The sequence below is a fragment of the Pseudomonas sp. AC252 genome (genome assembly GCF_979258105.1).
In genome coordinates this window covers 3,649,121-3,672,551 of the sequence record NZ_OZ409837.1, presented here as the reverse complement: position 1 = coordinate 3,672,551, position 23,431 = coordinate 3,649,121, and the positions used below count along the sequence as shown (strand labels likewise).

Annotated in this window: 26 protein-coding genes and 2 pseudogenes; 14 read left to right on the top strand and 14 right to left on the bottom strand. The window is 61.0% G+C overall.

Annotated features, from left to right (window positions below):
- Positions 1-75: 75 nt before the first annotated feature.
- Positions 76-515, bottom strand: a pseudogene (locus ACZZZ4_RS16780) (GlcG/HbpS family heme-binding protein).
- 268 nt (positions 516-783) lie between these two features.
- Here ACZZZ4_RS16780 and gcl point away from each other — a divergent pair.
- The 9 genes from gcl to ACZZZ4_RS16735 all read left to right on the top strand — a co-directional run bounded on the left by gcl (position 784) and on the right by ACZZZ4_RS16735 (position 11,851).
- Positions 784-2,559 carry a glyoxylate carboligase gene (gcl, locus tag ACZZZ4_RS16775; RefSeq protein WP_016771026.1) on the top strand — a complete coding sequence of 592 codons (1,776 nt, stop codon included), beginning with the start codon at positions 784-786 and terminating at the stop codon, positions 2,557-2,559.
- Between the two features lie 209 nt (positions 2,560-2,768).
- A complete protein-coding gene (hyi, locus tag ACZZZ4_RS16770; protein WP_056783872.1) occupies positions 2,769-3,551 on the top strand; it encodes a hydroxypyruvate isomerase in 783 nt (260 codons plus the stop codon).
- A 118-nt stretch (positions 3,552-3,669) separates the two neighbouring features.
- A complete protein-coding gene (locus ACZZZ4_RS16765; protein ID WP_016771028.1) occupies positions 3,670-4,563 on the top strand; it encodes a 2-hydroxy-3-oxopropionate reductase in 894 nt (297 codons plus the stop codon).
- 160 nt (positions 4,564-4,723) lie between these two features.
- Entirely contained in the window at positions 4,724-5,998 is a 1,275-nt protein-coding gene (locus tag ACZZZ4_RS16760; protein ID WP_463548261.1) for a glycerate kinase type-2 family protein, read from the top strand.
- Positions 5,995-7,410 carry a pyruvate kinase gene (gene pyk / locus ACZZZ4_RS16755; protein WP_463548260.1) on the top strand — a complete coding sequence of 472 codons (1,416 nt, stop codon included), beginning with the start codon at positions 5,995-5,997 and terminating at the stop codon, positions 7,408-7,410. Before ACZZZ4_RS16760 ends, pyk begins: the two co-directional genes overlap by 4 nt.
- A 226-nt stretch (positions 7,411-7,636) precedes the next feature.
- Positions 7,637-8,551 (top strand): urea transporter, encoded by a 915-nt coding sequence (locus ACZZZ4_RS16750; RefSeq protein ID WP_463548259.1) that lies wholly within the window; start codon positions 7,637-7,639, stop codon positions 8,549-8,551.
- 21 nt (positions 8,552-8,572) lie between these two features.
- Positions 8,573-9,397 carry an ion transporter gene (locus tag ACZZZ4_RS16745; RefSeq protein WP_039763624.1) on the top strand — a complete coding sequence of 275 codons (825 nt, stop codon included), beginning with the start codon at positions 8,573-8,575 and terminating at the stop codon, positions 9,395-9,397.
- 100 nt (positions 9,398-9,497) lie between these two features.
- Positions 9,498-10,496: a sulfate ABC transporter substrate-binding protein gene (locus ACZZZ4_RS16740; protein WP_039763623.1), complete on the top strand. Its 999-nt coding sequence runs from the start codon at positions 9,498-9,500 to the stop codon at positions 10,494-10,496.
- A gap of 167 nt (positions 10,497-10,663) precedes the next feature.
- Entirely contained in the window at positions 10,664-11,851 is a 1,188-nt protein-coding gene (locus ACZZZ4_RS16735) for an MFS transporter (protein ID WP_463548258.1), read from the top strand.
- A gap of 50 nt (positions 11,852-11,901) precedes the next feature.
- Here the strand turns inward: ACZZZ4_RS16735 and ACZZZ4_RS16730 are convergent, their stop codons facing one another.
- Complete coding sequence (locus ACZZZ4_RS16730; protein WP_016771035.1) at positions 11,902-12,306, bottom strand: type II toxin-antitoxin system HicB family antitoxin; 405 nt, start codon at positions 12,304-12,306, stop codon at positions 11,902-11,904.
- The gene (locus ACZZZ4_RS16725; protein WP_463548257.1) at positions 12,306-12,518 is read right to left on the bottom strand and encodes a type II toxin-antitoxin system HicA family toxin; all 213 of its coding nucleotides are present in this window, start codon (positions 12,516-12,518) and stop codon (positions 12,306-12,308) included. The genes ACZZZ4_RS16730 and ACZZZ4_RS16725 overlap by 1 nt, the downstream gene beginning before the upstream one ends.
- 177 nt (positions 12,519-12,695) lie before the next feature.
- Between ACZZZ4_RS16725 and ACZZZ4_RS16720 the strand changes: the two genes are divergently transcribed.
- The 3 genes and pseudogenes from ACZZZ4_RS16720 (at position 12,696) to ACZZZ4_RS16710 (ending at position 13,375) form a co-directional block, all read left to right on the top strand.
- Positions 12,696-13,163, top strand: a complete 468-nt coding sequence (locus ACZZZ4_RS16720; RefSeq protein WP_463548256.1) for a helix-turn-helix domain-containing protein — start codon at positions 12,696-12,698, stop codon at positions 13,161-13,163.
- Positions 13,160-13,234 (top strand): annotated as a pseudogene (locus ACZZZ4_RS16715) (PIN domain-containing protein); the annotation flags it as partial. The gene ACZZZ4_RS16720 and the pseudogene ACZZZ4_RS16715, both read left to right, overlap by 4 nt.
- Complete coding sequence (locus ACZZZ4_RS16710) at positions 13,232-13,375, top strand: hypothetical protein (protein WP_310407198.1); 144 nt, start codon at positions 13,232-13,234, stop codon at positions 13,373-13,375. The pseudogene ACZZZ4_RS16715 and the gene ACZZZ4_RS16710, both read left to right, overlap by 3 nt.
- Positions 13,376-13,420: 45 nt before the next feature.
- Here the strand turns inward: ACZZZ4_RS16710 and ACZZZ4_RS16705 are convergent, their stop codons facing one another.
- From ACZZZ4_RS16705 to ccmA, 10 genes are all read right to left on the bottom strand, one after another.
- Positions 13,421-13,825 (bottom strand): hypothetical protein, encoded by a 405-nt coding sequence (locus ACZZZ4_RS16705; RefSeq protein WP_016771039.1) that lies wholly within the window; start codon positions 13,823-13,825, stop codon positions 13,421-13,423.
- Between the two features lie 25 nt (positions 13,826-13,850).
- Positions 13,851-15,050, bottom strand: coding sequence for a c-type cytochrome biogenesis protein CcmI (gene ccmI / locus ACZZZ4_RS16700; protein WP_463548255.1), 1,200 nt, complete (start codon positions 15,048-15,050; stop codon positions 13,851-13,853).
- Positions 15,047-15,517 (bottom strand): cytochrome c-type biogenesis protein, encoded by a 471-nt coding sequence (locus tag ACZZZ4_RS16695; RefSeq protein ID WP_122747440.1) that lies wholly within the window; start codon positions 15,515-15,517, stop codon positions 15,047-15,049. Before ACZZZ4_RS16695 ends, ccmI begins: the two co-directional genes overlap by 4 nt.
- Positions 15,514-16,050, bottom strand: coding sequence for a DsbE family thiol:disulfide interchange protein (locus ACZZZ4_RS16690; protein WP_024012128.1), 537 nt, complete (start codon positions 16,048-16,050; stop codon positions 15,514-15,516). The genes ACZZZ4_RS16695 and ACZZZ4_RS16690 overlap by 4 nt, the downstream gene beginning before the upstream one ends.
- Positions 16,047-18,035 carry a heme lyase CcmF/NrfE family subunit gene (locus ACZZZ4_RS16685; RefSeq protein WP_463548254.1) on the bottom strand — a complete coding sequence of 663 codons (1,989 nt, stop codon included), beginning with the start codon at positions 18,033-18,035 and terminating at the stop codon, positions 16,047-16,049. Before ACZZZ4_RS16685 ends, ACZZZ4_RS16690 begins: the two co-directional genes overlap by 4 nt.
- Before the next feature lie 3 nt (positions 18,036-18,038).
- On the bottom strand, positions 18,039-18,494 hold the full coding sequence (ccmE, locus tag ACZZZ4_RS16680; RefSeq protein ID WP_016771044.1) for a cytochrome c maturation protein CcmE: 456 nt from the start codon (positions 18,492-18,494) through the stop codon (positions 18,039-18,041).
- Entirely contained in the window at positions 18,491-18,667 is a 177-nt protein-coding gene (ccmD, locus tag ACZZZ4_RS16675) for a heme exporter protein CcmD (protein WP_039763617.1), read from the bottom strand. Before ccmD ends, ccmE begins: the two co-directional genes overlap by 4 nt.
- Entirely contained in the window at positions 18,664-19,419 is a 756-nt protein-coding gene (locus ACZZZ4_RS16670) for a heme ABC transporter permease (RefSeq protein WP_129999047.1), read from the bottom strand. The genes ccmD and ACZZZ4_RS16670 overlap by 4 nt, the downstream gene beginning before the upstream one ends.
- Before the next feature lie 97 nt (positions 19,420-19,516).
- Entirely contained in the window at positions 19,517-20,185 is a 669-nt protein-coding gene (gene ccmB / locus ACZZZ4_RS16665) for a heme exporter protein CcmB (RefSeq protein ID WP_039763615.1), read from the bottom strand.
- Positions 20,182-20,817 (bottom strand): cytochrome c biogenesis heme-transporting ATPase CcmA, encoded by a 636-nt coding sequence (gene ccmA / locus ACZZZ4_RS16660; protein ID WP_463548253.1) that lies wholly within the window; start codon positions 20,815-20,817, stop codon positions 20,182-20,184. The genes ccmB and ccmA overlap by 4 nt, the downstream gene beginning before the upstream one ends.
- Positions 20,818-21,014: 197 nt before the next feature.
- On the opposite strand from ccmA, the gene fliK reads away from it, so the two are divergent.
- Together fliK and ACZZZ4_RS16650 are read left to right on the top strand one after the other, a co-directional pair.
- Positions 21,015-22,589, top strand: coding sequence for a flagellar hook-length control protein FliK (fliK, locus tag ACZZZ4_RS16655; RefSeq protein WP_463548252.1), 1,575 nt, complete (start codon positions 21,015-21,017; stop codon positions 22,587-22,589).
- Complete coding sequence (locus ACZZZ4_RS16650) at positions 22,586-22,915, top strand: EscU/YscU/HrcU family type III secretion system export apparatus switch protein (RefSeq protein ID WP_039763610.1); 330 nt, start codon at positions 22,586-22,588, stop codon at positions 22,913-22,915. The genes fliK and ACZZZ4_RS16650 overlap by 4 nt, the downstream gene beginning before the upstream one ends.
- Positions 22,916-23,035: 120 nt before the next feature.
- Here the strand turns inward: ACZZZ4_RS16650 and ACZZZ4_RS16645 are convergent, their stop codons facing one another.
- The gene (locus tag ACZZZ4_RS16645) at positions 23,036-23,431 is read right to left on the bottom strand and encodes a DUF2802 domain-containing protein (protein ID WP_016771049.1); all 396 of its coding nucleotides are present in this window, start codon (positions 23,429-23,431) and stop codon (positions 23,036-23,038) included.

Sequence of the window (23,431 nt, the reverse complement as noted above, 5' to 3'; positions counted from 1 at the left end):
GCGTTCATAATTGCTCAACGCAAAAACTTGTGGGAGCTGGCTTGCCAGCGATGACTATCGATCAAGCACCAGAGATCAGGAAACCACCCCACCATCCGCCCTCAAATCCAGCGCCTCCACCGCTTTAATTGCCACCTGCTCATCCACGTCCGACAAATCCCCACTGATCCCGATCGCGCCGAGCACTTCGCCCGCCTGATTGCGAATCAGCACACCACCCGGTGCCGGCACAACGCTGCCCTGCCCCATGCTGTTCAACGAAGAAAAAACGCCGGGCGTTGTTGGGCGTCCTGGGCTAGCAGGCGCGAACCCTTACCCAGGGCGATGGCGCCCCAGGCTTTGCCAATGGCAATGTCGGGGCGCAGCAGGCTGGCGCCGTCTTCACGTTGCAGGGCGATCAGGTGGCCGCCGGTATCGAGTACCGCGATGGTCAGCGGTGCGGCGTTGATGCCGCGTCCTGCGTTGATGGCTTCGCTGACCAGGTTGACTGCGACTTTCAAGGTTAAAGCGCTCATGGTGCCGTCCTCATTTTGTTATAGAGAAAGTCGTGGGACTGCGCGTTTGTGCCGCAGGCCGATGCCACAAATAGAACACAATGAGTTATTTTTTTGTATACAATAATTCTCGAAAAGCGCCACATGCGACGAAAAGCCACAGCACTTCGGGCTTCCGACGAATGAAACAGGCGCTTGAGAAAATGGATTGACCTGCGCCGTCCGCCGTGAATACACTCTGCGCAAAGCCACTTGTATACAATTACAAAACGTAAAGAGGCACAAAACCATGAGCAAAATGAGAGCAATCGAAGCCGCCGTTCTGGTGATGCGCCGCGAAGGGGTTGATACCGCTTTTGGCATCCCGGGCGCAGCGATCAACCCGCTGTACTCCGCCTTGCAGAAGGTCGGTGGCATCGATCACGTCCTTGCTCGCCACGTTGAAGGCGCCTCGCACATGGCCGAGGGCTACACCCGCACCAAGGCCGGCAACATCGGCGTGTGCATCGGCACGTCCGGCCCGGCTGGTACCGACATGGTCACCGGGCTCTACAGCGCCTCAGCCGACTCGATTCCAATCCTCTGCATCACCGGCCAGGCACCCCGCGCCCGTATGCACAAGGAAGACTTCCAGGCTGTCGACATCACCAGCATCGTCAAGCCAGTGACCAAGTGGGCGACCACCGTTCTGGAGCCGGGCCAGGTGCCTTACGCGTTCCAGAAAGCCTTTTATGAAATGCGCTCCGGTCGCCCAGGCCCGGTGCTGATCGACCTGCCGTTCGACGTGCAGATGGCCGAGATCGAATTCGACATCGACGCTTACCAACCGCTGCCACTGGCCAAACCGACCGCGACCCGCGTGCAGGTCGAGAAGGCTCTGGCCCTGCTGGATCAGGCCGAGCGTCCATTGCTGGTCGCCGGTGGTGGCATCATCAACGCCGATGCCAGTGATCTGCTGGTGGAGTTCGCCGAGCTGACCGGCATCCCGGTCATCCCGACCCTGATGGGCTGGGGCACCATCCCTGACGATCACCCGCTGATGGTCGGCATGGTCGGCCTGCAGACTTCGCACCGTTACGGCAACGCGACGATGCTCAAATCCGACGTGGTGCTGGGCATTGGTAACCGTTGGGCCAACCGTCACACCGGTTCGGTTGACGTGTACACCGAAGGTCGCAAGTTCATTCACGTCGACATCGAAGGCACGCAGATCGGCCGCGTGTTCACCCCGGATCTGGGCATCGTTTCCGACGCCGCTGCTGCGCTGACCGTGTTCATCGAAGTGGCCCGTGAATGGCAAGCCGCCGGCAAGCTGAAGAACCGCAGCGCCTGGCTGCAGGATTGTCAGCAGCGCAAGGCCAGCCTGCATCGCAAGACCCACTTCGACAACGTGCCGGTCAAGCCGCAGCGCGTTTACGAAGAAATGAACCAGGTGTTCGGCAAGGACACCTGCTACGTCAGCACCATTGGTCTGTCGCAGATTGCCGGCGCGCAGTTCCTGCACGTCTACAAGCCGCGTCACTGGATCAACTGTGGCCAGGCCGGCCCGTTGGGCTGGACCATTCCGGCAGCGCTGGGCGTGGTGAAGGCCGATCCGAACCGCAAAGTCGTGGCCCTGTCGGGGGACTATGATTTCCAGTTCATGATCGAAGAACTGGCGGTCGGCGCTCAGTTCAAACTGCCGTACATCCACGTCGTGGTGAACAACTCGTACCTGGGCCTGATCCGTCAGGCCCAGCGCGGGTTCGAAATGGACTACTGCGTGCAGCTGTCCTTCGATAACCTCAATGCGCCGGAACTCAACGGTTACGGGGTTGACCACATCGCAGTCGCCGAAGGCCTCGGCTGTAAAGCGCTGCGTGTGTTCGAACCGTCGGAAATCGCCCCTGCCCTGCGCAAGGCCGAACAGATGATCGAAGAGTTCAAGGTGCCGGTGATCGTCGAGATCATTCTGGAGCGTGTGACCAACATCTCCATGGGTACCGAGATCAACGCGGTCAATGAGTTCGAAGACCTGGCACTGGTCGGCAATGACGCGCCGACGGCGATTTCGATGCTCGATTAATTGCTGACTGCTCTCCCTGTGGGAGCGAGCTTGTGTGGTGAGGGGATTTATCCCCGTTAGGGCGCGAAGCGGCCTCAAAACCTGAAACCGCGGCGTATCAGGTACACCGCATACAATGGTTTACGACTGCTTCGCAGCCGAACGGGGATAAATCCCCTCGCCACAGCTCGCTCCCACAGGGGACCTCACAAGATTTACGGGAGACCACCATGCCGCGTTTCGCAGCCAACCTGTCCATGCTGTTCACCGAACAGGATTTCCTCGCCCGTTTCGACGCCGCCGCCAAGGCCGGTTTCAGTGGCGTGGAATACCTGTTCCCGTACGATTTCAGCTCGGCTGAAATCAAGGCAAAACTCGAGGCCAACGGGCTGACCCAAGTGCTGTTCAACCTGCCGGCCGGTGACTGGGCCAAGGGCGAGCGCGGTATCGCCTGCCTGCCGGATCGGGTCGAAGAGTTCCGCGCCGGGGTCGATCTGGCGATCGCTTACGCGCAAGTGCTGGGCAACACTCAGGTCAACTGCCTGGCCGGTATCCGCCCGCAAGGCGTCGACGATGCCACCGTGGAAAAGACCTTCGTCGCCAACCTCAAATATGCCGCCGACAAGCTGCAAGCAGTGGGCATCAAACTGGTGATGGAAGCGATCAACACCCGCGACATTCCCGGTTTTTACCTGAACAACACGGCGCAAGCCCTGTCGATTCGTGAACAGGTCGGCAGCGCCAATCTGTTCCTGCAATACGACATCTATCACATGCAAATCATGGAAGGCGATCTGGCCCGCACCCTGCAATCGCACTTGGGCGAGATCAACCATGTACAGCTCGCGGACAACCCGGGGCGCAACGAGCCGGGCACTGGCGAGATCAACTACCGCTTCCTGTTCGAACACCTTGATCGCATCGGTTATCAGGGTTGGGTTGGTTGCGAGTACAAACCGCTGACCACCACCGAAGCGGGCCTGGGTTGGTTGAAATCACACAACGCAATCTGATTGACCACGCATTGCAAAAATCTGGGGCAGCTGCGCTGCCCAACGGGGATAAATCCCCTCGCCACAAAAGCTCACCAGCCATGGGTTGGGGGCACGACAAAAACAAGAGGATTTTCTCATGGCTAAAATCGGATTCATCGGCACCGGCATCATGGGCCACCCAATGGCGGCGAACCTGCAGAAAGCCGGTCACAGCCTGTTCCTGTCGCAACACCACGACGCGGCCCCGGCCGATCTGGTCGCCGCTGGCGCCGTCGCCCTGGCAAATCCGCGTGAAGTGGCGCAGGAAGCCGAATTCATCATCGTCATGGTTCCGGATACCCCGCAGGTCGACGACGTGCTGTTCCGCGCCGACGGGGTTGCCGCCGGTATCGGCAAAGGCAAAGTGGTCATCGACATGAGCTCGATTTCGCCGACCGCGACCAAAGCCTTCGCCGCCAAGATCAACGAGAAAGGCGCGCAGTACCTCGACGCGCCAGTGTCCGGCGGTGAAGTCGGCGCCAAGGCCGCGACCCTGAGCATCATGGTCGGTGGCGACGCCGATGCCTTCGAACGCGCCCTGCCGCTGTTCCAGGCCATGGGCAAGAACATCACACTTGTCGGCGGCAATGGCGACGGCCAGACCGCCAAAGTGGCGAACCAGATCATCGTCGCGCTGAACATCCAGGCCGTAGCCGAAGCCCTGCTGTTCGCCTCGAAAAACGGTGCCGACCCGGCCAAGGTGCGTGAAGCGCTCATGGGCGGTTTCGCTTCTTCGAAGATCCTCGAAGTGCACGGCGAGCGCATGATCAAAGGCACCTTCGACCCGGGCTTCCGCATCAGCCTGCACCAAAAGGACCTGAACCTGGCCCTGCAAGGCGCCAAGGAACTGAACATCAACCTGCCGAACACCGCCAATGCCCAGCAAGTGTTCAGCACCTGCGCAGCCATCGGTGGCAGCAACTGGGACCACTCGGCGCTGATCAAGGGCCTTGAGCACATGGCCAATTTCTCGATTCGCGACAACAAATAAGTCACTGCCCCACCGCTTAAACCTGTGGGAGCGAGCTTGCTCGCGAAGAAGGAGTATCAGTCGACATGGATATTGACTGATCCATCGCTTTCGCGAGCAAGCTCGCTCCCACAGGGATCTCTACCGCCCTTTCGAATAACAAGAATTCCGGGAGCCCGCCATGTCGGTCGATCCGCAACAACTGCTGCGCGAGCTGTTTGCCACAGCCATCGACGCGGCCCATCCGAACCAAGTCCTCGAAGCCCATTTGCCTGCCGATCGCACGGGGCGGGTGATCGTCATCGGTGCCGGCAAAGCCGCTGCCGCCATGGCGCAGGTGGTCGAGCGCTGCTGGGAGGGTGAAGTCACCGGCCTGGTGGTGACCCGCTACGGCCACGGCGCTCCGTGCGAAAAAATCGAAGTGGTCGAAGCCGCACACCCGGTGCCGGATGCGGCCGGTCTGGCCGTGGCCAAACGCGTACTGGAGTTGGTCAGCAATCTGACTGAAAACGACCGCGTGATCTTCATGCTCTCCGGCGGCGGCTCTGCCCTGCTCGCCCTGCCGGCTGAAGGCATCACCCTCGCCGACAAGCAGTCGATCAACAAAGCGCTGCTGAAATCCGGCGCGACCATCGGCGAGATGAACTGCGTGCGCAAGCACCTCTCGGCGATCAAGGGCGGCCGCCTCGGCAAGGCCTGCTGGCCGGCGACGGTCTACACCTACGCGATTTCCGATGTACCGGGCGACCTCGCCACCGTCATTGCCTCCGGCCCGACCGTGGCCGACCCGAGCACTTCGGCCGAGGCGCTGGCGATCATCAAGCGCTACGGCATCGACATTCCCGCCTCCGTGCGCACCTGGCTGCAAAGTCCGGAATCGGAAACCGTCAAACCCGGCGATCCGAGTCTGGCGCGCAGTCATTTCCAGTTGATCGCCCGCCCGCAGCAATCGCTGGACGCGGCTGCGGTGAAATGCCGTCAGGCCGGTTTCAGCACCCTGATCCTCGGCGACCTCGAAGGCGAGTCCCGTGAAGTGGCGAAGGTCCACGCCGGCATCGCCCGACAGATCATCAATCACGGCCAGCCATTGGCGGCGCCGTGCGTGATTCTCTCCGGCGGTGAAACCACGGTCACCGTGCGCGGCAATGGCCGTGGTGGGCGTAACGCTGAATTCCTCCTCAGCCTGACCGATAGCCTCAAGGGCCAGCCCGGCGTCTACGCGCTGGCCGGCGACACCGATGGCATCGACGGCTCGGAAGACAACGCCGGCGCAATCATGACCCCGGACAGCTACGCCCGCGCCGCCGCACTGGGTCTGAGCGCCAGCGACGAGCTGGATAACAACAACGGCTACGGCTACTTCCAGGCGCTCGATGCACTGATCGTCACCGAGCCGACCCGCACCAACGTCAACGACTTCCGCGCCATTCTGATCCTTGAGAACTGCAAATCATGACGCCTGATAAAAAGGTCAAAATCCTCGCCACCCTCGGCCCTGCGGTCGACGGTATCGACGACATCCGCGAGCTGGTCGAGGCCGGGGTCAACATCTTCCGGCTGAACTTCAGCCACGGCGATCACGCCGACCACGCCAAGCGATATCAGTGGATCCGCGAAGTCGAACGCCAGCTCAACTACCCGCTGGGCATTCTGATGGATCTGCAGGGGCCGAAACTGCGCGTTGGCAAGTTCGCTGACGGCAAGGTGCAATTGCATCGCGGTCAGGCGTTCCGCCTCGATCTCGATGCGACAGCGGGCGATGAGCGCCGGGTCAACCTGCCGCATCCGGAGATCATTGCCGCGCTGGAAGCCGGCATGGACCTGCTGCTCGACGACGGCAAGCTGCGCCTGCGCGTGGTCACCAAGTACGCCGATGCGATCGACACCACCGTGCTCAACGGAGGCGAACTGTCCGATCGCAAAGGCGTGAATGTGCCGCAAGCGGTACTCGACTTGAGCCCGTTGACGGCCAAGGATCGCCGCGACCTAAGCTTCGGTCTGGAGCTGGGCGTGGACTGGGTCGCGCTGTCGTTCGTGCAGCGTCCGCAGGACATCATCGAGGCCCGCGCATTGATCGGCGACAAAGCCTTCTTGATGGCGAAAATCGAGAAGCCTTCGGCCGTCGAGCAATTGCGTGAGATTGCTGAGTTGAGCGACGCGATCATGGTCGCTCGCGGTGACCTTGGTGTTGAAGTGCCGGCGGAAAGCGTGCCGCAGATTCAGAAAAACATCATCACCACTTGCCGTGCGCTGGGCAAACCGGTGGTGGTGGCGACGCAGATGCTCGAGTCGATGCGCTTCTCCCCTGCCCCGACCCGCGCCGAAGTGACCGACGTCGCCAACGCCGTGGCCGAAGGCGCCGATGCGGTGATGCTCTCGGCGGAAACCGCATCCGGCGAATACCCGCTGGAAGCCGTGCAGATGATGAGCAAGATCATCCGTCAGGTTGAAAACGGCCCGGATTATCAGACCCAGCTCGACGTCAGCCGGCCGAAAGCCGAGGCGACGGTTTCCGATGCGATCAGCTGCGCGATCCGCCGGATCAGCAACGTGCTGCCGGTGGCGGTGCTGGTCAATTACAGCGAGTCCGGCGCCTCGACGTTGCGCGCATCGCGGGAACGGCCGAAAGCACCGATCCTCAATCTGACGCCGAACTTGCAAACCGCGCGGCGTTTGAGCGTGGCGTGGGGCATTCATTCGGTGGTCAACGATCGCCTGCGGCAGGTCGATGAAGTCTGCTCGACCGCACTGGAGATTGCTCAGGCGCAAGGCATGGCCGAGCGTGGCGACACGCTGCTGATCACCGCTGGCGTGCCGTTCGGGCAGCCGGGGTCGACCAATTCGCTGCGCATTGAGACGTTGATTTAACCCACCCTAAAAGTGGGTGCATAACCTTGTGGCGAGGGGATTTAGCGAAACGTCGCACCGCACCGTTCGGCTGCGCAGCAGTCGTCGCTTTTAAGGGAGTGACGGTTTCCACAGAGAAACCGCATTCTCCGATGGGGGGCCGCTTCGCAGCCCAACGGGGATAAATCCCCTCGCCACAGCCACTTGCAAGACCTTTTGATGTTCCAACTGCCCAGATTTTCTCAACATGCCTGCCAATCACTTCAACACCCACTGCCCCGACTGGGCCGAGGCTTTGCTCAACGGTTTCAGTCAGATTTTCTTCCAGCGCCATCCGCTGTGCGGCCTGCTGTGTCTGTTGGCGATCCTGCTGACGGCGCCGGTGCTGTTCGCCGGGGCGCTGCTCGGTGGCGTCGCCGGTCTGCTCACCGCGCAGCGGCGCAACTACGCCAAGGCCGATCGCCAGGCCGGGTTGTTCAGCTACAACGGCGTGCTGCTCGGCCTGCTGCTGAGCCTGTATTTCCCTTGGTCGCCACTGCTGCCGCCGCTGATTCTTGCGGCGGGCGGCTTGAGCGCAATGCTCACGCAGCAATGGCTCAAACACGTGTACCGCAGCCGCGCCATACCGGCGTATACCTCGCCGTTCGTGGCGCTCAGCTGGGTGATGCTGATGTTCGCCGAACCGTCCGCGCCGGTGGCATCGGTCGACCTGAACACGACAAATCTGCTGGCCGCTGAACTGCGCGGATTCGGCCAGGTGATGTTCCTCGACCATCCATTGGCCGGAGCGTTGATCGCCAGCGGTTTGCTGCTCGCCGATCGCCGCGCGTTCTGCTGGGCGCTGCTGGCGTCGGTGATCGGCCTGGGCTCGAGTCTGCTGCACCACGAAACGTCCGCCGCGCTGCTCGGGCTCGGTGGCTACAACGCCGTACTCGCCGCCCTCGCCTTCAGCGCTCAGCGACAAAATCCGTGGCTGCCGCTGCTCGCCATTGTCCTGGCGCTGCTGGTGACACCGCTGTTTGCTGCCCTTGGATTGGCGACGCTCACCGCACCGTTCATCCTCGCCTGCTGGCTGATCCGCGTCGGCATTCAGATGCTTGGCAAAGCGTCGCTGGCGCATGAGCCTTGCGCTCACGAGGAGAATCACCCTAGGCTGCGCTGATCTTCGATTCAGGCGTTATCCATGGACAGCAGCAACAATTGGCGCGAACGGCTTTACGTCATGATTTTCCAGAGCGACACCCCGGCCGGGCGTCGCTTCGACGGCATCCTGCTGTTGATCATCCTCGCCAGTCTGGTGATCGTGATGCTCGACAGTATCGACAGCATTCACCGCAATTACGCCGACGTTCTGGCCTATATCGAGTGGGGCTTCACGGCGATCTTCCTCGGCGAATACATCCTGCGTCTGTACTGCTCGCCCAAGCCGTTGCGCTATGCCTTCAGCTTCTACGGGCTGGTGGATCTGCTGGCGATCGTGCCGGGCATCCTCGCGCTGTATTACAGCGATGCGCAGTATCTGCTGATCATCCGCATCATTCGGATGCTGCGGATTTTCCGCGTGCTCAAGCTCAGCCCGTATCTCAAGCAAGCCAACTATCTGATGTCGGCGCTGCGTGGCAGCAAGCAGAAAATCGTCGTGTTTCTGGTCAGCGTGTGCACCCTGGTGACGGTGTTCGGCACGCTGATGTACGTGATCGAAGGCCCGGAGCATGGCTTCACCAGTATCCCCAAGGGCATTTATTGGGCAATCGTGACCTTGACCACTGTGGGCTTCGGCGACATCGTGCCGAAGACGCCGCTGGGCCAGGTGATTTCCTCGCTGGTGATGATCACCGGTTACTCGATCATCGCCGTGCCCACGGGGATCTTTACCGCAGAGCTGGCCAACGCCATGCGCGGCGAACAGCTGCAACATGACTGCCCGGGCTGCCAGAAAAAGAACCATGAACAGAGCGCAGCGTTCTGTTCGCGCTGCGGCAGTCAGCTGTTCAAGAAAGTGGAATAAGCACAGAGCTTTTTAATCTTTAAGCGACTATGCGAGGCCCGTTATAGTCGCTGGCAAATGGCCTCATTTGATACAACCCCCACAGAACAAGGAATGCGCAGTGAAAAAACTCTTTGGCGCCTCACTTCTCGCCGCCGGCCTGGCCTTGGCCAACATCGCTCAGGCGGCACCAACGCTGCTTAACGTTTCCTACGACGTGATGCGCGATTTCTACAAGGACTACAACACTGCGTTCCAGAAGCACTGGCAGGCCGAGCACAAGGAAAACATCACCGTGCAGATGTCCTTCGGCGGCTCGAGCAAGCAGGCGCGCTCGGTGATCGACGGCCTGCCGGCTGACGTTATTACCATGAACATGGCCACCGACATCAACGCCCTTGCCGACAACGGCAAACTGGTCCCCGACAATTGGGTCACGCGCCTGCCGAACAACAGCGCGCCGTTTACCTCGGCGACGGTGTTCATCGTCCGCAAGGGCAACCCGAAAGCGCTGAAAGACTGGCCGGACTTGCTCAAGGACGGCGTACAGGTGATTGTGCCGAACCCGAAAACCTCGGGTAACGGCCGCTACACCTACCTGTCAGCCTGGGGCTATGTGCTGAAAAACGGTGGTGACGAGAACAAGGCCAAGGACTTCGTCGGCAAGCTGTTCAAGCAGGCGCCGGTACTCGATACCGGTGGCCGCGCCGCTACCACCACGTTCATGACCAACCAGATCGGCGACGTGCTGGTGACCTTTGAAAACGAAGCGGAAATGATCGCTCGCGAGTTCGGTCGCGATCAGTTCGAAGTCATCTACCCAAGCGTCTCCGCCGAAGCCGAGCCACCGGTTTCGGTGGTCGATAAAGTCGTCGACAAAAAAGGCTCGCGTGCTGCGGCTGATGAATATCTGAAGTACCTGTGGTCGCCGGAAGGCCAGGAAATCGCAGCCGCCAACTACCTGCGCCCGCGTGACCCGACGGTGCTGGCGAAGTACACCGACCGTTTCCCGAAAGTCGACTTCCTCTCGGTGGAGAAGACGTTTGGTGACTGGCGCACGGTGCAGAAAACCCACTTCAATGATGGTGGGGTGTTCGATCAGATTTATAGCGGGCAGTAAGGCTTGATTTGAAAAATCAAAGGGCGACTCACCAAGGTCGCCTTTTTGTTGCACGGGAATACCGGTCATTACACTGCGTAATAACAGTTATCATCCGAAAACGTCTTCTGCCAGTCCACATTGTCCATTAGCCTCAGCCCTTTCCTGTGCCCGACCCGAGATTCCCTATGACCACCACTCCTCACGCAATGACCCGAGGCATGGTCTTGCTGTTCGCGTTCTGCTGCGGCGCCATCGTTGCCAACATCTACTACGCACAACCGATTATTGGCCTGATCGCGCCGGACATCGGCCTCTCCGACACCATGGCCAGTTTCATCGTTTCGCTGACGCAGATCGGCTATGCGTTGGGCCTGTTCTTTCTGGTGCCGCTGGGGGATCTGCTGGAAAACCGGCGGCTGATGATCATCACCACGGTCGTGGCGATTGCCAGTCTCCTGGGCGCAGCGTTTACCGAGCAACCGAACGTATTTCTGCTGATCTCGTTGCTGGTCGGCTTCAGCTCGGTGTCGGTGCAGATCCTGATTCCGCTGGCCGCGCATCTGGCGCCGGAAGAGTCCCGTGGTCGGGTGGTGGGCGGCATTATGGGCGGTTTGCTGCTGGGTATTCTGCTAGCGCGACCGGTGTCGAGCGTAGTCGCTGATCACCTCGGCTGGCGCGCCATGTTCATGATCGCCGCTGCGTTGATGGCGGCAATCAGTGTGGTGCTGGCGCTGACCGTGCCCAAGCGCCAGCCGGATCACAGCGCAACTTATGGCCAGTTGATCGGTTCGCTATGGACACTTCTGCGCCAGCAACCGGTGCTGCGTCAGCGGGCGTTTTACCAGGGTTGCATGTTTGCCACGTTCAGCCTGTTCTGGACCGCCGTGCCACTGGAACTGGCACGCAACCATGGCCTGTCGCAAAGCGAAATCGCGATCTTCGCTCTGGTGGGCGCCATCGGTGCCATCGCCGCCCCGATCAGCGGCCGCCTCGCCGATGCCGGTCACACACGCATCGCCTCGCTGCTGGCCATGCTGTTTGCCAGCCTGAGCTTCCTGCCCGCCTTCATCCACCCGGCCTACAGCGTGATCGGCCTGGCCGTGACCGGCGTGGTGCTGGACTTCTGCGTGCAGATGAACATGGTCCTGGGCCAACGCGCGGTATATTCGCTGGACGCGAAAAGTCGTGGTCGTTTGAACGCGCTGTACATGACCAGCATCTTCATCGGCGGCGCCTTCGGCTCCTCGGTGGCCAGCGCGGTGTACGAGCATGGCGGCTGGTTGTGGATCGTGATTGTCGGCAGCATCTTTCCGTTGTTGGCGTTGGTGCGGTTTTTGAGTGTTTCACGACGCGCTTCATTGGCCACGGCTTAAGGGCGTCAAAAGCTTCGCGAGCAGGCTCGCTCCCGCAATTGGACGTACCTTCAATACCGAACCAGTTTCTCCATCGCCGCATCCGCCAGAAACGAGGAGCGGCTTTTGACGTTGTGCTCGCGTACATAGCGATCAATACGCTGAATGACATAGCCGGGCAGCGTAACGTTGACCTTTTCGGTCTTGCCCAGGTACGGCGAGATATCCAGCTCCAGCATGCCCCAGCCCATCTCGGCAAAATCCGGATGATTGCGATGCGCCGCTGCCGAGGTCGGCATCGGAATCGCCTGACCGGCCGCCGCGATTTCCTGCAGCATAAGGTGAGCCACTTCCACGGCCGCGTTGTAGGCCTCCTCAAAGCTGTCCCCGGCAGTGACTGCGCCGGGAATATCGGGGATCTGAATGCCGATGGCAGTGTTCTCGTCACCCCACTCGATGCAGATGGGATATTGCATTACGGATCTCCTTCATGACGGGTTGGCGGGCTGAATAACCCCGCGCGCCGCCGAATGCTTTTGACTGTCCCCACGGGTAAATCCTTTTTCGCATGCGGGACGGCAATCGTGTTCGGGTTGTAACGATGAGTGAAGATGTGATGACTGCCGGCAACCCGATCCAGCGTCCAGCCCGCCTCCTCCAGCTCCTTCATCAATAGCCTGCTCTGCACCAACCGCCTCCTTGGCCTGGCCCATTAACCCTAGAGTTATCTTTACTCAAGCACAGAATGGGGCGGAGTGATGGGTGGTTGTTTTACAGAGTATTCCTGCACCAGTTTCGTTTATTGCGAATTTCGTTTGATTCGAATAACGTCCGCAGATCTTCCTTACAATGCCGGAACAGTCTTATGACCACCGCTACTCCATCTGCCATCAATCTGCCTGTCGAACGTGAGGTCAAAGCCGCGATTGAAGGCCAGCGTGCCCTGAGCGCCTTCCTCACAACCGCTTTTGAAACTCAGCGAATCCAGATTTTTGATGAACAGAACGAAGCCCACAGCGTGGAGCTGCCAACATCGGCATTACGCTTGCTGAGCGATATCCTCGCGGCGCTGGCGCAGGGCAACGCTGTGAAGGTTGTACCGATCCACGCGGAGCTGACCACGCAGGAAGCTGCCGATCTGCTCAACGTCTCACGTCCGCACATGATCAAACTGCTGGAGCGCGGTGAGATTTCCTACCACAAAACAGGCAAGCACCGACGTGTGCGTTTTGCAGATCTGATGGAATATAAAACCCGGCGAGACACCGCCAGCGAGCAGGCAATGATGCTTCTCGCGGAGCAGGCACAGGCGCTAAGGACAGGATACGAGTGAGGCATTCCTCTTTCACTGCGGTATACGATGCATGCGTTTTATATCCGGCCCCTTTAAGAGATTTCCTGATGGCCGTCGTCGCTGCGGCTCAAAGCCAGCGACGGCAATTGAAAACGCCCAATGTGGAGGTGGACAAATATCTTGGCTTTCTCCAACGGCAAGGATTGGTCGAGTCGGTAAAGGCGTTAGGTAACTATCGTGCGATTCTCTGAAAATCAGACGCAAAAAAACGGCGATCCCAAGATCGCCGTTTCTCATCACTGCCCGAACTTCTTCCCCAACCCCGGCGGGACGCCGTGGATGTTGGTGTCTTCCCACGGGCCGTTGGGGCTGACCGAGCGGCTCCAGCCGTTGTTCCAGCGGTAGTAGGTGCGCTGGCGGTAGAAGGTGTTCGTCTGGTCGTCGAGGACGTAGACACCGAGTTTCTGGTCCCAGTGGCTGTTGCCGCCCGGTGGCGGGGCGAAGCTGGCCGAGGTGCGTGGCACGGGCTTGGCGGGTTTTGCCGGGATGCTCTTGCCGGGGCTTGGCGAGGTCGATGGGGTTGGGCTTGGCTGAGACGGCGGGATCGGCGGCAGGCTGGTGGTCGGTTCCGGGCGTTGTACCGCACATGCACTCAAGCCCAGGGCCAGTGTGAGGACTGTGATGCGGGCGATGGTGTGCATGGCGGGGCTTTCCTGTTGGGTCCGGTTACTTGTCCGGGCTGTCGATGGTCAGTTTTTGTGGCGCGGTGGTGCTGCTGGCCAGTGGGCCACTGCGACCGATCCACTCTCCGGAGGTCGGTTGACCGGCCCGTGAGATGCGCGCCACCAGTTGGACTTCAGGGAAGTTGGACAGTTTCAACTGCGGCATCATTGCGTCGGCATCGCCCAGTTCGACGGTCACCGGCAGGTCGGCGACGGTCAGGCGTTTGGCCGCCAGCGGTGCCGGTGGGCCTGAAGTGGCGCGGGCGAAGATGAACACGCTGTCGCCCGGCTGCACCTTGCCTTTGAGTTCGCTGGCCAGATCTACGCTGACTGTCAGCAACGCAGCTTTCGGCGCCGCTGCACGGGCAACTTTGCCGCCGCTGGCTTTCAGGCGTTCGGCGGCACGCTCGATGCCGCCTTGCAGCGCACCGCGAGAGTTGTCATCCGGCGGCAGTTGCGCGAGCAGGCGATTCCAGTAGTCGATGGCCTCCTGATAACGCTCGCCTTCGAACGCGGCGATGCCGAGCAGGCCGAGGCTGGTGACTTCTTTCGGATCAGCCTTCAGCGCTTCGTCGGTCAGTTTCTGAATCTTCTCCGACCACTTTTTACCGTCAGCAAAATACTGCGCCTGCGCCCACTGGCCGAGCAGCTCCGGCTGGCGACCAGCGAGGTTGGCGGCGCGTTCGAACATCTTCGCCGCGTCTGCCGGGCGGTCCTGAGCCATGTAGGTACGGCCGAGGAAATACAGACCTTCAGCGGAATCCGGCTGTGCGGCGACCGCACGTTCCAGACGCTGGGTCATCTCATCCATCGACTGCGGTGCCTGAGCGAATTCGCGGGTCAGTTCGACCTTGTCGGCGGCGCCGAAATGCAGGTACAGACCGAGACCCAGCACCGGTACCAGCACGGCGGCCAGCAGCGGCAACGGTTTACCCAGACGCGAGACACGCGGCGCGGCGGCGCCTTCGGTGTCGGCGAGCAGTTCACGCGCAGCTTCCGCGCGGCCGCTGTCCAGTTGCGCGGCGTCGAGCACGCCCTCGGCTTGCTGCGCTTGCAGCTCGGCCACCCGTTCCTGATACAGCGCGACGTTCAACGCGGTGCGATCTTCTTCCCGCTGGGCGCGGCGTTCGCGCAGTACCGGGATCAGCAGAAAACTCAGGGCGACCAGAAGCAACAGCCCTGCGGCGAGCCAGAAATCAATCATTCTTGGTTTTTATCCAACAGTTGGTCGAGACGCTGACGTTCTTCGGCAGACAGCGATGACGGCGTTTCGGCGCGTTGCCCGCGACGCCTGCGCACGATCAGCGCGATCACCACGAAACCACCGAGCAGCAGACCGGCCGGGCCGAACCACAGCAGCGCGGTTTTGGCATTGAGCGCCGGTTTGTAGCGGACGAAATCACCGTAGCGATCGACCATGAAGTCGATGATCTGCTGATTGTCCTTGCCCTCGCCGAGCATGCGGAAAATCTCCTTGCGCAGGTCGGCGGCGATCGGCGCGTTGGAGTCGGCAATGTCCTGGTTCTGGCATTTGGGGCAACGCAGTTCCTTGGTCAGTTCGCGGAAACGCTCGCGGTCGCCCTCGTTGGCAAATTCGTAGGTGTCGATGGCCGCGTGGGCGACACCGGCCAGGCTCAAGCCCAACACCACTGCTGCGAGAAAACGCTTCATGGCTTGGCCTCATCGACCAGCGCCTGATACTTGGCCGCGAGTTTTTCGCGCCAGACCTGCTCGTCGATCACCCCGACGAACTTGTCGCGGATGATGCCTTTGGCGTCGATGAAGAAGGTTTCCGGCGCGCCGTAGACACCGAGGTTGAGGCCCAGCGAACCCTCGTCGTCACGAATATCCAGCGCATACGGATTGTGAAACTCGGCCAGCCACTTCAAGGCATCGGCGTTGGTGTCCTTGTAGTTGATGCCATAGATCACCACGCCGCGCTCGGCGAGCTTGTTCAGCACCGGGTGCTCGACCCGGCAGGAGATGCACCAGGTGCCCCAGACATTGACCAGCGCCGGTTTGCCGAGAATGTCGGCCTTGGTCAGCGTCTTGTCACCCTGCACACTCGGCAAGGAAAACTCCGGGAACGGCTTGTCGATCATCGCCGACGGCAGCTCCGCCGGATCCAGATACAGCCCTCGATAAAGAAACACCGCCACCAGCAGAAATATCGCCAGCGGCAACAACATCAACCAACGCCTCATGCCGCCGCTCCCGTCATGCCCAGCGCTTCGCGCACTTTGCTTTTCACCTTGACCCGATAACGCCGATCCAGCGCCGCCAGCAAACCACCCAATCCGGTGAGCAAGCCGCCGAACCAGATCCAGCGCACAAACGGTTTGACGTGTACGCGCACGGCCCAGGCGCCGTTATCCAGCGGCTCGCCGAGGGCGACGTAGAGATCGCGGGTGAAACCGGCATCGATGCCGGCTTCAGTCATCACCGAGTTCTGCACGGTGTACAGACGTTTTTCCGGGTGCAGCACGCTGATTTCCTTGCCGTCACGAATGACGCGGATGGTGCCTTTGTCCGAGGTAAAGTTCGGTCCCTCGAAATGCTTGGCGCCTTCGAAGACGAACTGATAACCGGCCAGATCCATCGACTCGCCCGGTGCCAGACGCAGGTCGCGTTCGGCACTGTTCTGGCTCGACAACACCACGCCCAGCGCGCACACGGCGATGCCGAGGTGGGCGATCTGCATGCCCCAATAACTGCGGGTCAGCGTCGGCAAACCTTTGATCAGACCTTTGTGGCGAGTCTTGTCGAACAGATCGCGCACGCCAGCGAGCAACACCCATGCCGCCAGCAGGAACGTCGCGATCACCGCCCAGTTGAAATCGCCGTAAGCCACGCTGGCCACCACGGCCAATGCGACGCTGCCAAGCAGCACCGGAGTGAGCATGCTCGCCAGCCATTTCACTGGCGTGTCCTTCCAGCGCACGATCACGCCGACCGCCATGACCAGCATCAGCAACGCCATCAACGGGATGAACAGCGCATTGAAGTACGGCGGGCCGACAGATAGTTTGGCGCCGCTGATGGCATCAAGAATCAGCGGATACAAGGTGCCAAGCAGGATCATCGATGCAGCGACGACCAGCACCAGGTTGTTGCCCAGCAGCAAGGTTTCACGCGACCACAGATTGAAACCGACCTGACTTTTCACCACCGGCGCACGCAGCGCAAACAGCGTCAGCGAGCCGCCAACCACGAACAGCAGGAAAATCAGAATGAACACGCCGCGCTCGGGATCCGAGGCGAAGGCGTGCACCGAAGTCAGCACGCCCGAACGTACGAGGAAGGTGCCGAGCAGGCTCAACGAGAACGCGGCGATCGCCAGCAACACCGTCCAGCTCTTGAACACGCCACGCTTTTCGGTGACCGCCAGCGAGTGAATCAACGCGGTGCCGACCAGCCATGGCATGAACGAGGCGTTTTCCACCGGGTCCCAGAACCACCAGCCGCCCCAGCCGAGTTCGTAATACGCCCACCACGAACCGAGGGTGATGCCGATGCCGAGAAACGCCCAGGCGACGATGGTCCACGGCCGCGACCAGCGCGCCCATGCCGCATCGAGACGACCACCGAGCAGCGCGGCGATGGCAAATGCGAACGCCACAGAAAAACCGACGTAACCCATGTACAGCATCGGTGGATGCACGATCAGGCCGATGTCCTGCAGCAACGGGTTGAGGTCGCGACCATCAGCGGGAATCTGCGGCAGGATCCGCGAGAACGGGTTCGAGGTAAGAATCAGGAACAGCAGGAAACCGGTGCTGATCATGCCCATCACTGCCAGGACGCGGGCGAGCATGACTTGCGGCAACTGTCGCGAAAACACCGACACAGCGAAGGTCCAGCCGCCGAGGATCAACGCCCACAGCAGCAGCGAGCCTTCGTGGGCGCCCCACACCGCGCTGAATTTGTAATACCACGGCAGCGCGCTGTTGGAGTTCATCGCCACGTAGCCGACCGAGAAATCGTCGGTCATGAACGCGTACGTCAGGCAGCCAAAGGCAAACAGCAGAAAAGCAAACTGGCCCCACGCCGCCGGCTGCGCCAGGCTCATCCACAAGCGGTCGCCGCGCCATGCGCCGAGCATCGGCACCACCGCTTGAACCAGTGCAAAACACAGCGCAAGGATCATCGCCAGATGGCCCAGCTCAGGAATAAACAGTGCGGCAGCCATCGATCAACCCTCCTTCACAGGCGTCGGTGCGGATTGACCGCTGTCCTTCAGCGCTTTGGTCACTTCCGGCGGCATGTACTTCTCGTCGTGCTTGGCCAGCACTTCATCAGCGACCACCACGCCATCGGCATTGAGCTTGCCGAGGGCGACGATGCCCTGCCCTTCGCGGAACAGATCCGGGAGGATGCCGCGATAGGCAATGGTCACGGATTTGTTGAAATCGGTGACGACGAATTTGACGTCCAGCGAGTCCTTGGAGCGCTGCAGCGAACCCGCCTCGACCATGCCGCCGGCGCGGATGCGTGTGTCCTGCGGCGCTTCGCCGTTGGCGATCTGCGTCGGTGTGTAAAACAGGTTGATGTTTTCCTGCAGCGCGCTCAGGGCCAGGCCGACAGCAGCACCCACTCCGACCAGAATCGCCAGAATGATGATCAGACGTTTTTTGCGCAGCGCATTCACTGGCCGTTCTCCCGGCGCAGACGACGCGCCTCTTGTTGCAGATAACGCTTGCGCGCCGCAATCGGCGCCACCACGTTGAGGGCCAGCACCGCCAGGCAGATGCCATAGGCCGACCAGACATACAGGCCGTGATGGCCCATGGCGAGAAAATCGCCGAATGAAGCAAAACTCATCGCGCCGCCTCCAGATTCTGCTGCACTTCGGCTTTCACCCAACTGGCGCGGGCTTCACGCTTGAGCACTTCAAGGCGCATGCGCAGCAACAGCACAGCGCCGAAAAAGCAGTAGAAACCCAGCACTGTCAGCAGCAGCGGCAGCCACATCTCCGCCGGCATTGCCGGTTTTTCCGTAAGTGTGAACGTCGCGCCCTGGTGCAGGGTGTTCCACCACTCCACCGAGTATTTGATGATCGGAATGTTGATCACGCCAACAATGGCCAGCACCGCGCAGGCCTTGGCGGCACTGTCACGATTGCTGATGGCATTGCCCAGCGCGATCACGCCGAAATACAGAAACAGCAGAATCAGCATCGAAGTCAGGCGTGCATCCCAAACCCACCACGAGCCCCAGGTCGGTTTGCCCCAGATGGCCCCGGTGACCAGCGCCACGGCGGTCATCCACGCACCGATCGGTGCGGCGCATTGCAGAGCCACGTCGGCGAGTTTCATCTTCCACACCAGCCCGACCACGCCGCACACCGCGAGCATCACGTAGATTGACTGGGCGAGCATCGCCGCCGGCACATGAATGTAGATGATGCGGAAGCTGTTGCCTTGCTGGTAATCCGGCGGCGCGAACGCCAGGCCCCAGACCACACCTATGCCGATCAGCAGCAACGCTGCGATGCTCAACCACGGCAGGAACTTGCCGCTGATGCCATAGAACCACTTGGGCGAGCCGAGCTTGTGAAACCAGGTCCAGTTCATACTGTTTCCATCACGGTTGCCGCTCATCATCGCGAGCTGGCAGAGGGTCATGCCTTTCTTCTGATAGAAGTGGTCAATTTTTGACCAGGCCTCATTATTATTCGCCGACGCTGATCTTCAGGCCAGCGGCTATTGCAAAGGGTGTCAGGGTGATCGCCAGCGCTGTGAGGCTGGCCATCCACAACAGGTATCCGGTCGCCGGCATGCCCTGCAACGCCGCTTGCAACGCGCCACTGCCAAGGATCAACACCGGGATGTACAACGGCAGAATCAGCAGCGCCAGCAACAGGCCGCCGCGCTTCAGACCGACCGTCAGCGCCGCGCCGACTGCACCGAGCAGGCTCAACACTGGCGTGCCCAGCAGCAACGACAGCAGCAGCACCGGCAGACACGCAGCCGGCAAACCGAGCATCAGCGCCAGCAACGGCGACAGCAGCACCAGTGCCAGACCGGAGAACAGCCAGTGTGCCAGCACCTTGGCCAGGACCAGAAGCGGCAGCGGGTGCGACGAAAGGACCCACTGTTCCAGCGAGCCGTCTTCAAAGTCACTGCGAAACAATCCGTCCAGCGACAGCAGGACCGACAACAACGCCGCCACCCAGACTAACCCCGGGGACAGGTTTTGCAAGACTTGAGTTTCCGGCCCGACGGCCAGCGGGAAAAGGGCAATGACGATGGCGAAGAAAATCAGCGGATTGGCCAGCTCCGCCGGGCGGCGAAACAGCAGTCGCGATTCACGGGCAAGCAGCAGGCCGAAGACACTCATGCAGCCCACTTCCCCAGGTCGATATCGCGGTAACCGGCCGGCATGCGGCTCAGCGTGTGGTGCGTGGTCAGCACCACCAGACCGCCGCGTTCGCAGTGGCCGGCCAGATGCTCTTCCAGTTGCGCAACGCCCTGCTTGTCCAGCGCGGTGAAAGGTTCGTCGAGAATCCACAACGGCGGGCTGTCGAGATACAAGCGCGCTAGCGCCACACGGCGCTGTTGGCCGGCGGAAAGGCTGTGGCAGGGAACGTCTTCGAAACCGCGCAATCCTACCGCTGCCAGCGCCTGCCAGATCGCCTCGCGTTCGGCGGGACGATGCAGGGCGCAGAGCCACGACAGGTTTTCTTCGGGGGTGAGCAGATCCTTGATCCCGGCGGCGTGGCCGATCCACAACAGATTGCGCGCCAATTCGCCGCGTTGCTCGGTCAGTGGTTGACCATTGAGCAGTACCTGGCCATCGGTGGGTTGCATCAAACCGGCGAGCAGACGTAAAAGACTGGTCTTGCCGCTGCCGTTGGGGCCGCTGATCTGCACCATGTCGCCACTGGCCAGGCGCAATTCGAGGTTTTCGAAAAGCAGCCGCAGATCGCGTTCACACGCCAGGGCAATGGTTTGCAGGACAGGACTGGTCAAGGGATCACGGGCCTTATACGGTTCAAGTCGGCTCTGGAACGGCCGTTAAAGAGAGGCAGCATAGATGCTTTGATCGCTCGATCTGACGAGCTGGATCAAACAATTGCCAGGTTTTTTGAACGAAGCGCACGACGCGCGGCATTATACATGCCGTGCCTTACTCTCAAGAGTGCAATTTCCTCAGGTTGTGTCCGCGTATGACAGGCGAAATGAACATCCTCCCGCTCCCTCCGACCGTGCCGGCGAGCGCTCGCCCGCAAATGGGTGAGCTGCTCAAGCTGCTGACGCCGGTCGAGGGCTTGATCGGCGCAGGGCAAAGCGCCAAGGCCGAGGTGTTGTCGCTCAAGCAGGCCGATCAGACCTTTGAATTGCTGTTGAAAGTCACCCTCGACAGCGGCCGCCAGACCACCGTGCAGGCCAGCAGCAACCTGCCGTTGGCACAGGGCACCAACCTGGCGATCACTCAACCGTCGGCCGGCAATCTGGCGATCACCGTGCAGCAAGCGATCGCCAGCAGCGTCGCCACCCTGACCCGCATCGATACCGCGCAGTTGCCCGCCGGCACCTTGCTGCAAGGCAAAGTCGTGACCTCACAAGCCCTGCCGCAGACGCCGGGGCAAGCGGCGGTATTTCGCTCGATGGTCACCCTGCTCAATACCGCCTTGAGCGGCAGCACCTTGACCGTCGACAGCCCGCAACCGCTGCGCATCGGCACCTTGTTGTCGGCGCAGGTGCAGGACGCGCAAACCCTCAGATTCGTGCCGCTGAGCAGCCGTCAGGAGCAACTGGCGGTCAGTCAGCAATTGCTCGGCCAGCAAAGTCGCCAGGGCTCGCTGGATGGCTTGCTGAAAGTGCTGCAAAACCTGCCGCCCGCCACCGATCAGACCTCGGCCGATCTGCGCGCAGTAGTCGACAAGCTACTCGCGAGCCTGCCGGACGTGCAGCAAATGAGCACAGCCAAAGGCGTGGCGCTGGCCTTGGCGAATAGCGGCGCGTTCCTCGAGGCAAAATTGCTCGGCGGACAAAACCCGAGCCTCGCCCCGGACATGAAGGCAGACCTGCTCAAGCTGATCGCACAACTGACGCCGGGACTGCCGAGCAACACCAATTTCAACGCGATCATCGCCGCCAACACGCTGGCACAAGCCTTGCCGAGTTTCGTCCGGAACGCCCTCGGCACCCTCGGCCAGGTCAGTGCCAAACCGGTGCCGAGCAGCTTCCCGCTACCTGAACGGCTGCTGGCGAATCTTGAAGGCGAAGGCGATCTCGAACAGCTGCTGCGCCTTGCCGCCGCCGCAGTGTCGCGTCTGCAGAGCCATCAATTGTCGAGTCTGGAACAGACCGGCGTCACCGACGATGGCCGCCTGCTCAGCACCTGGCAGCTGGAAATCCCCATGCGCAACCTGCAGGACATCGTGCCGTTGCAGGTCAAATTCCAGCGTGAAGAAGCGCCGGAGCGCGAACCGCAGCCGCACGAACGCCGCGATGAGCGCGAAGCCAAACAGCAACTGTGGCGCGTCGATCTGGCCTTCGATCTGGAACCGCTCGGGCCCATGCAAATTCAGGCGCAACTGATCGCCGGCAGCTTGTCCAGCCAGCTGTGGGCCGAGCGGCCGTACACGGCTGATCTGATTGAAAACAATCTGTTCGCATTACGTCAGCGTTTGCTCGATTCCGGGCTCAACGTCGGCGACCTCGACTGCCACCACGGCACGCCGCCGCAAGGCAACCAAACCCGCCTCGAACACCGCTGGGTCGACGAAACCGCATGAACGATTCCACTGCCCCACGCCAGGCCATCGCCCTCAAATACGACGGCAACCACGCCCCGACGCTCACCGCCAAGGGCGACGATGAACTGGCCGAAGAAATCCTGCGCATCGCCCGCGATTACGAAGTGCCGATCTACGAAAACGCCGAACTGGTGCGCCTGCTGGCGCGGATGGAACTGGGCGACAGCATCCCCGAAGAGCTCTACCGCACCATCGCCGAGATCATCGCGTTTGCGTGGAATCTGAAGGGCAAATTCCCCGAGGGACAGGACCCGAACGCGCCGATGGTCGAGAAGGACATCACCGCACGCGGGGATGACTATTGAGGTTTCAAAGACGCCTTCGCGAGCAGGCTCGCTCCCACATTCGACCGTGATCAAATGTGGGAGCGAGCCTGCTCGCGAATAGCGCTTTTGATCTTGCTTGCCGCTGAAAGCTTGAAGCTTCTAGCTGCCCTTGTGCAACTTGCGCATCAACTCCGCCTCAGCCTGGGTCAACCCGCACGACTGAGTCAGTTCATCGACGCTGGCGCCCATGCCTACCAGTTTCGCCGCCTGGGCGAATGACAGGCTAGACGGGTCGCGTTGTTCCAGTGCAACGATCTTGTCCGGCAACGGGCTCACCACCGCGCGCAACTCGTGCAGGGCTTCGCCCATGCGCACGTTGCCGTTCTGGTAGTCGTCGACGCGTTTGGCCAGCTCCTTGATGCGCTGATCACGCAGCGCATCACCCTGGGCCTGCTGTGCAGCGATTACTCGCTGCGCCTTGATGTACGAGACGAACATCGCCAGCGTGCCGGCCCAGAACAGGAACAGAACAATTACCGCAACCTCGAGAATCAA

Coding starts and splice junctions, on each gene's coding strand:
- ACZZZ4_RS16685 (WP_463548254.1), bottom strand. CDS start 18,035: ATGGCTGCCGCACTGTTTATTCCTGAGCTGGGCCATCTGGCGATGATC.
- ACZZZ4_RS16745 (WP_039763624.1), top strand. CDS start 8,573: ATGGACAGCAGCAACAATTGGCGCGAACGGCTTTACGTCATGATTTTC.
- ccmB (WP_039763615.1), bottom strand. CDS start 20,185: ATGAGTGTCTTCGGCCTGCTGCTTGCCCGTGAATCGCGACTGCTGTTT.
- ACZZZ4_RS16760 (WP_463548261.1), top strand. CDS start 4,724: ATGTCGGTCGATCCGCAACAACTGCTGCGCGAGCTGTTTGCCACAGCC.
- ACZZZ4_RS16690 (WP_024012128.1), bottom strand. CDS start 16,050: ATGAGGCGTTGGTTGATGTTGTTGCCGCTGGCGATATTTCTGCTGGTG.
- ACZZZ4_RS16750 (WP_463548259.1), top strand. CDS start 7,637: ATGCCTGCCAATCACTTCAACACCCACTGCCCCGACTGGGCCGAGGCT.
- ccmD (WP_039763617.1), bottom strand. CDS start 18,667: ATGAGTTTTGCTTCATTCGGCGATTTTCTCGCCATGGGCCATCACGGC.
- ACZZZ4_RS16705 (WP_016771039.1), bottom strand. CDS start 13,825: ATGCACACCATCGCCCGCATCACAGTCCTCACACTGGCCCTGGGCTTG.
- ACZZZ4_RS16730 (WP_016771035.1), bottom strand. CDS start 12,306: ATGCAATATCCCATCTGCATCGAGTGGGGTGACGAGAACACTGCCATC.
- ACZZZ4_RS16735 (WP_463548258.1), top strand. CDS start 10,664: ATGACCACCACTCCTCACGCAATGACCCGAGGCATGGTCTTGCTGTTC.
- gcl (WP_016771026.1), top strand. CDS start 784: ATGAGCAAAATGAGAGCAATCGAAGCCGCCGTTCTGGTGATGCGCCGC.
- ccmI (WP_463548255.1), bottom strand. CDS start 15,050: ATGATTGATTTCTGGCTCGCCGCAGGGCTGTTGCTTCTGGTCGCCCTG.
- ACZZZ4_RS16765 (WP_016771028.1), top strand. CDS start 3,670: ATGGCTAAAATCGGATTCATCGGCACCGGCATCATGGGCCACCCAATG.
- hyi (WP_056783872.1), top strand. CDS start 2,769: ATGCCGCGTTTCGCAGCCAACCTGTCCATGCTGTTCACCGAACAGGAT.
- ACZZZ4_RS16695 (WP_122747440.1), bottom strand. CDS start 15,517: ATGAAGCGTTTTCTCGCAGCAGTGGTGTTGGGCTTGAGCCTGGCCGGT.
- pyk (WP_463548260.1), top strand. CDS start 5,995: ATGACGCCTGATAAAAAGGTCAAAATCCTCGCCACCCTCGGCCCTGCG.
- ACZZZ4_RS16650 (WP_039763610.1), top strand. CDS start 22,586: ATGAACGATTCCACTGCCCCACGCCAGGCCATCGCCCTCAAATACGAC.
- ACZZZ4_RS16710 (WP_310407198.1), top strand. CDS start 13,232: ATGGCCGTCGTCGCTGCGGCTCAAAGCCAGCGACGGCAATTGAAAACG.
- fliK (WP_463548252.1), top strand. CDS start 21,015: ATGACAGGCGAAATGAACATCCTCCCGCTCCCTCCGACCGTGCCGGCG.
- ACZZZ4_RS16720 (WP_463548256.1), top strand. CDS start 12,696: ATGACCACCGCTACTCCATCTGCCATCAATCTGCCTGTCGAACGTGAG.
- ACZZZ4_RS16670 (WP_129999047.1), bottom strand. CDS start 19,419: ATGAACTGGACCTGGTTTCACAAGCTCGGCTCGCCCAAGTGGTTCTAT.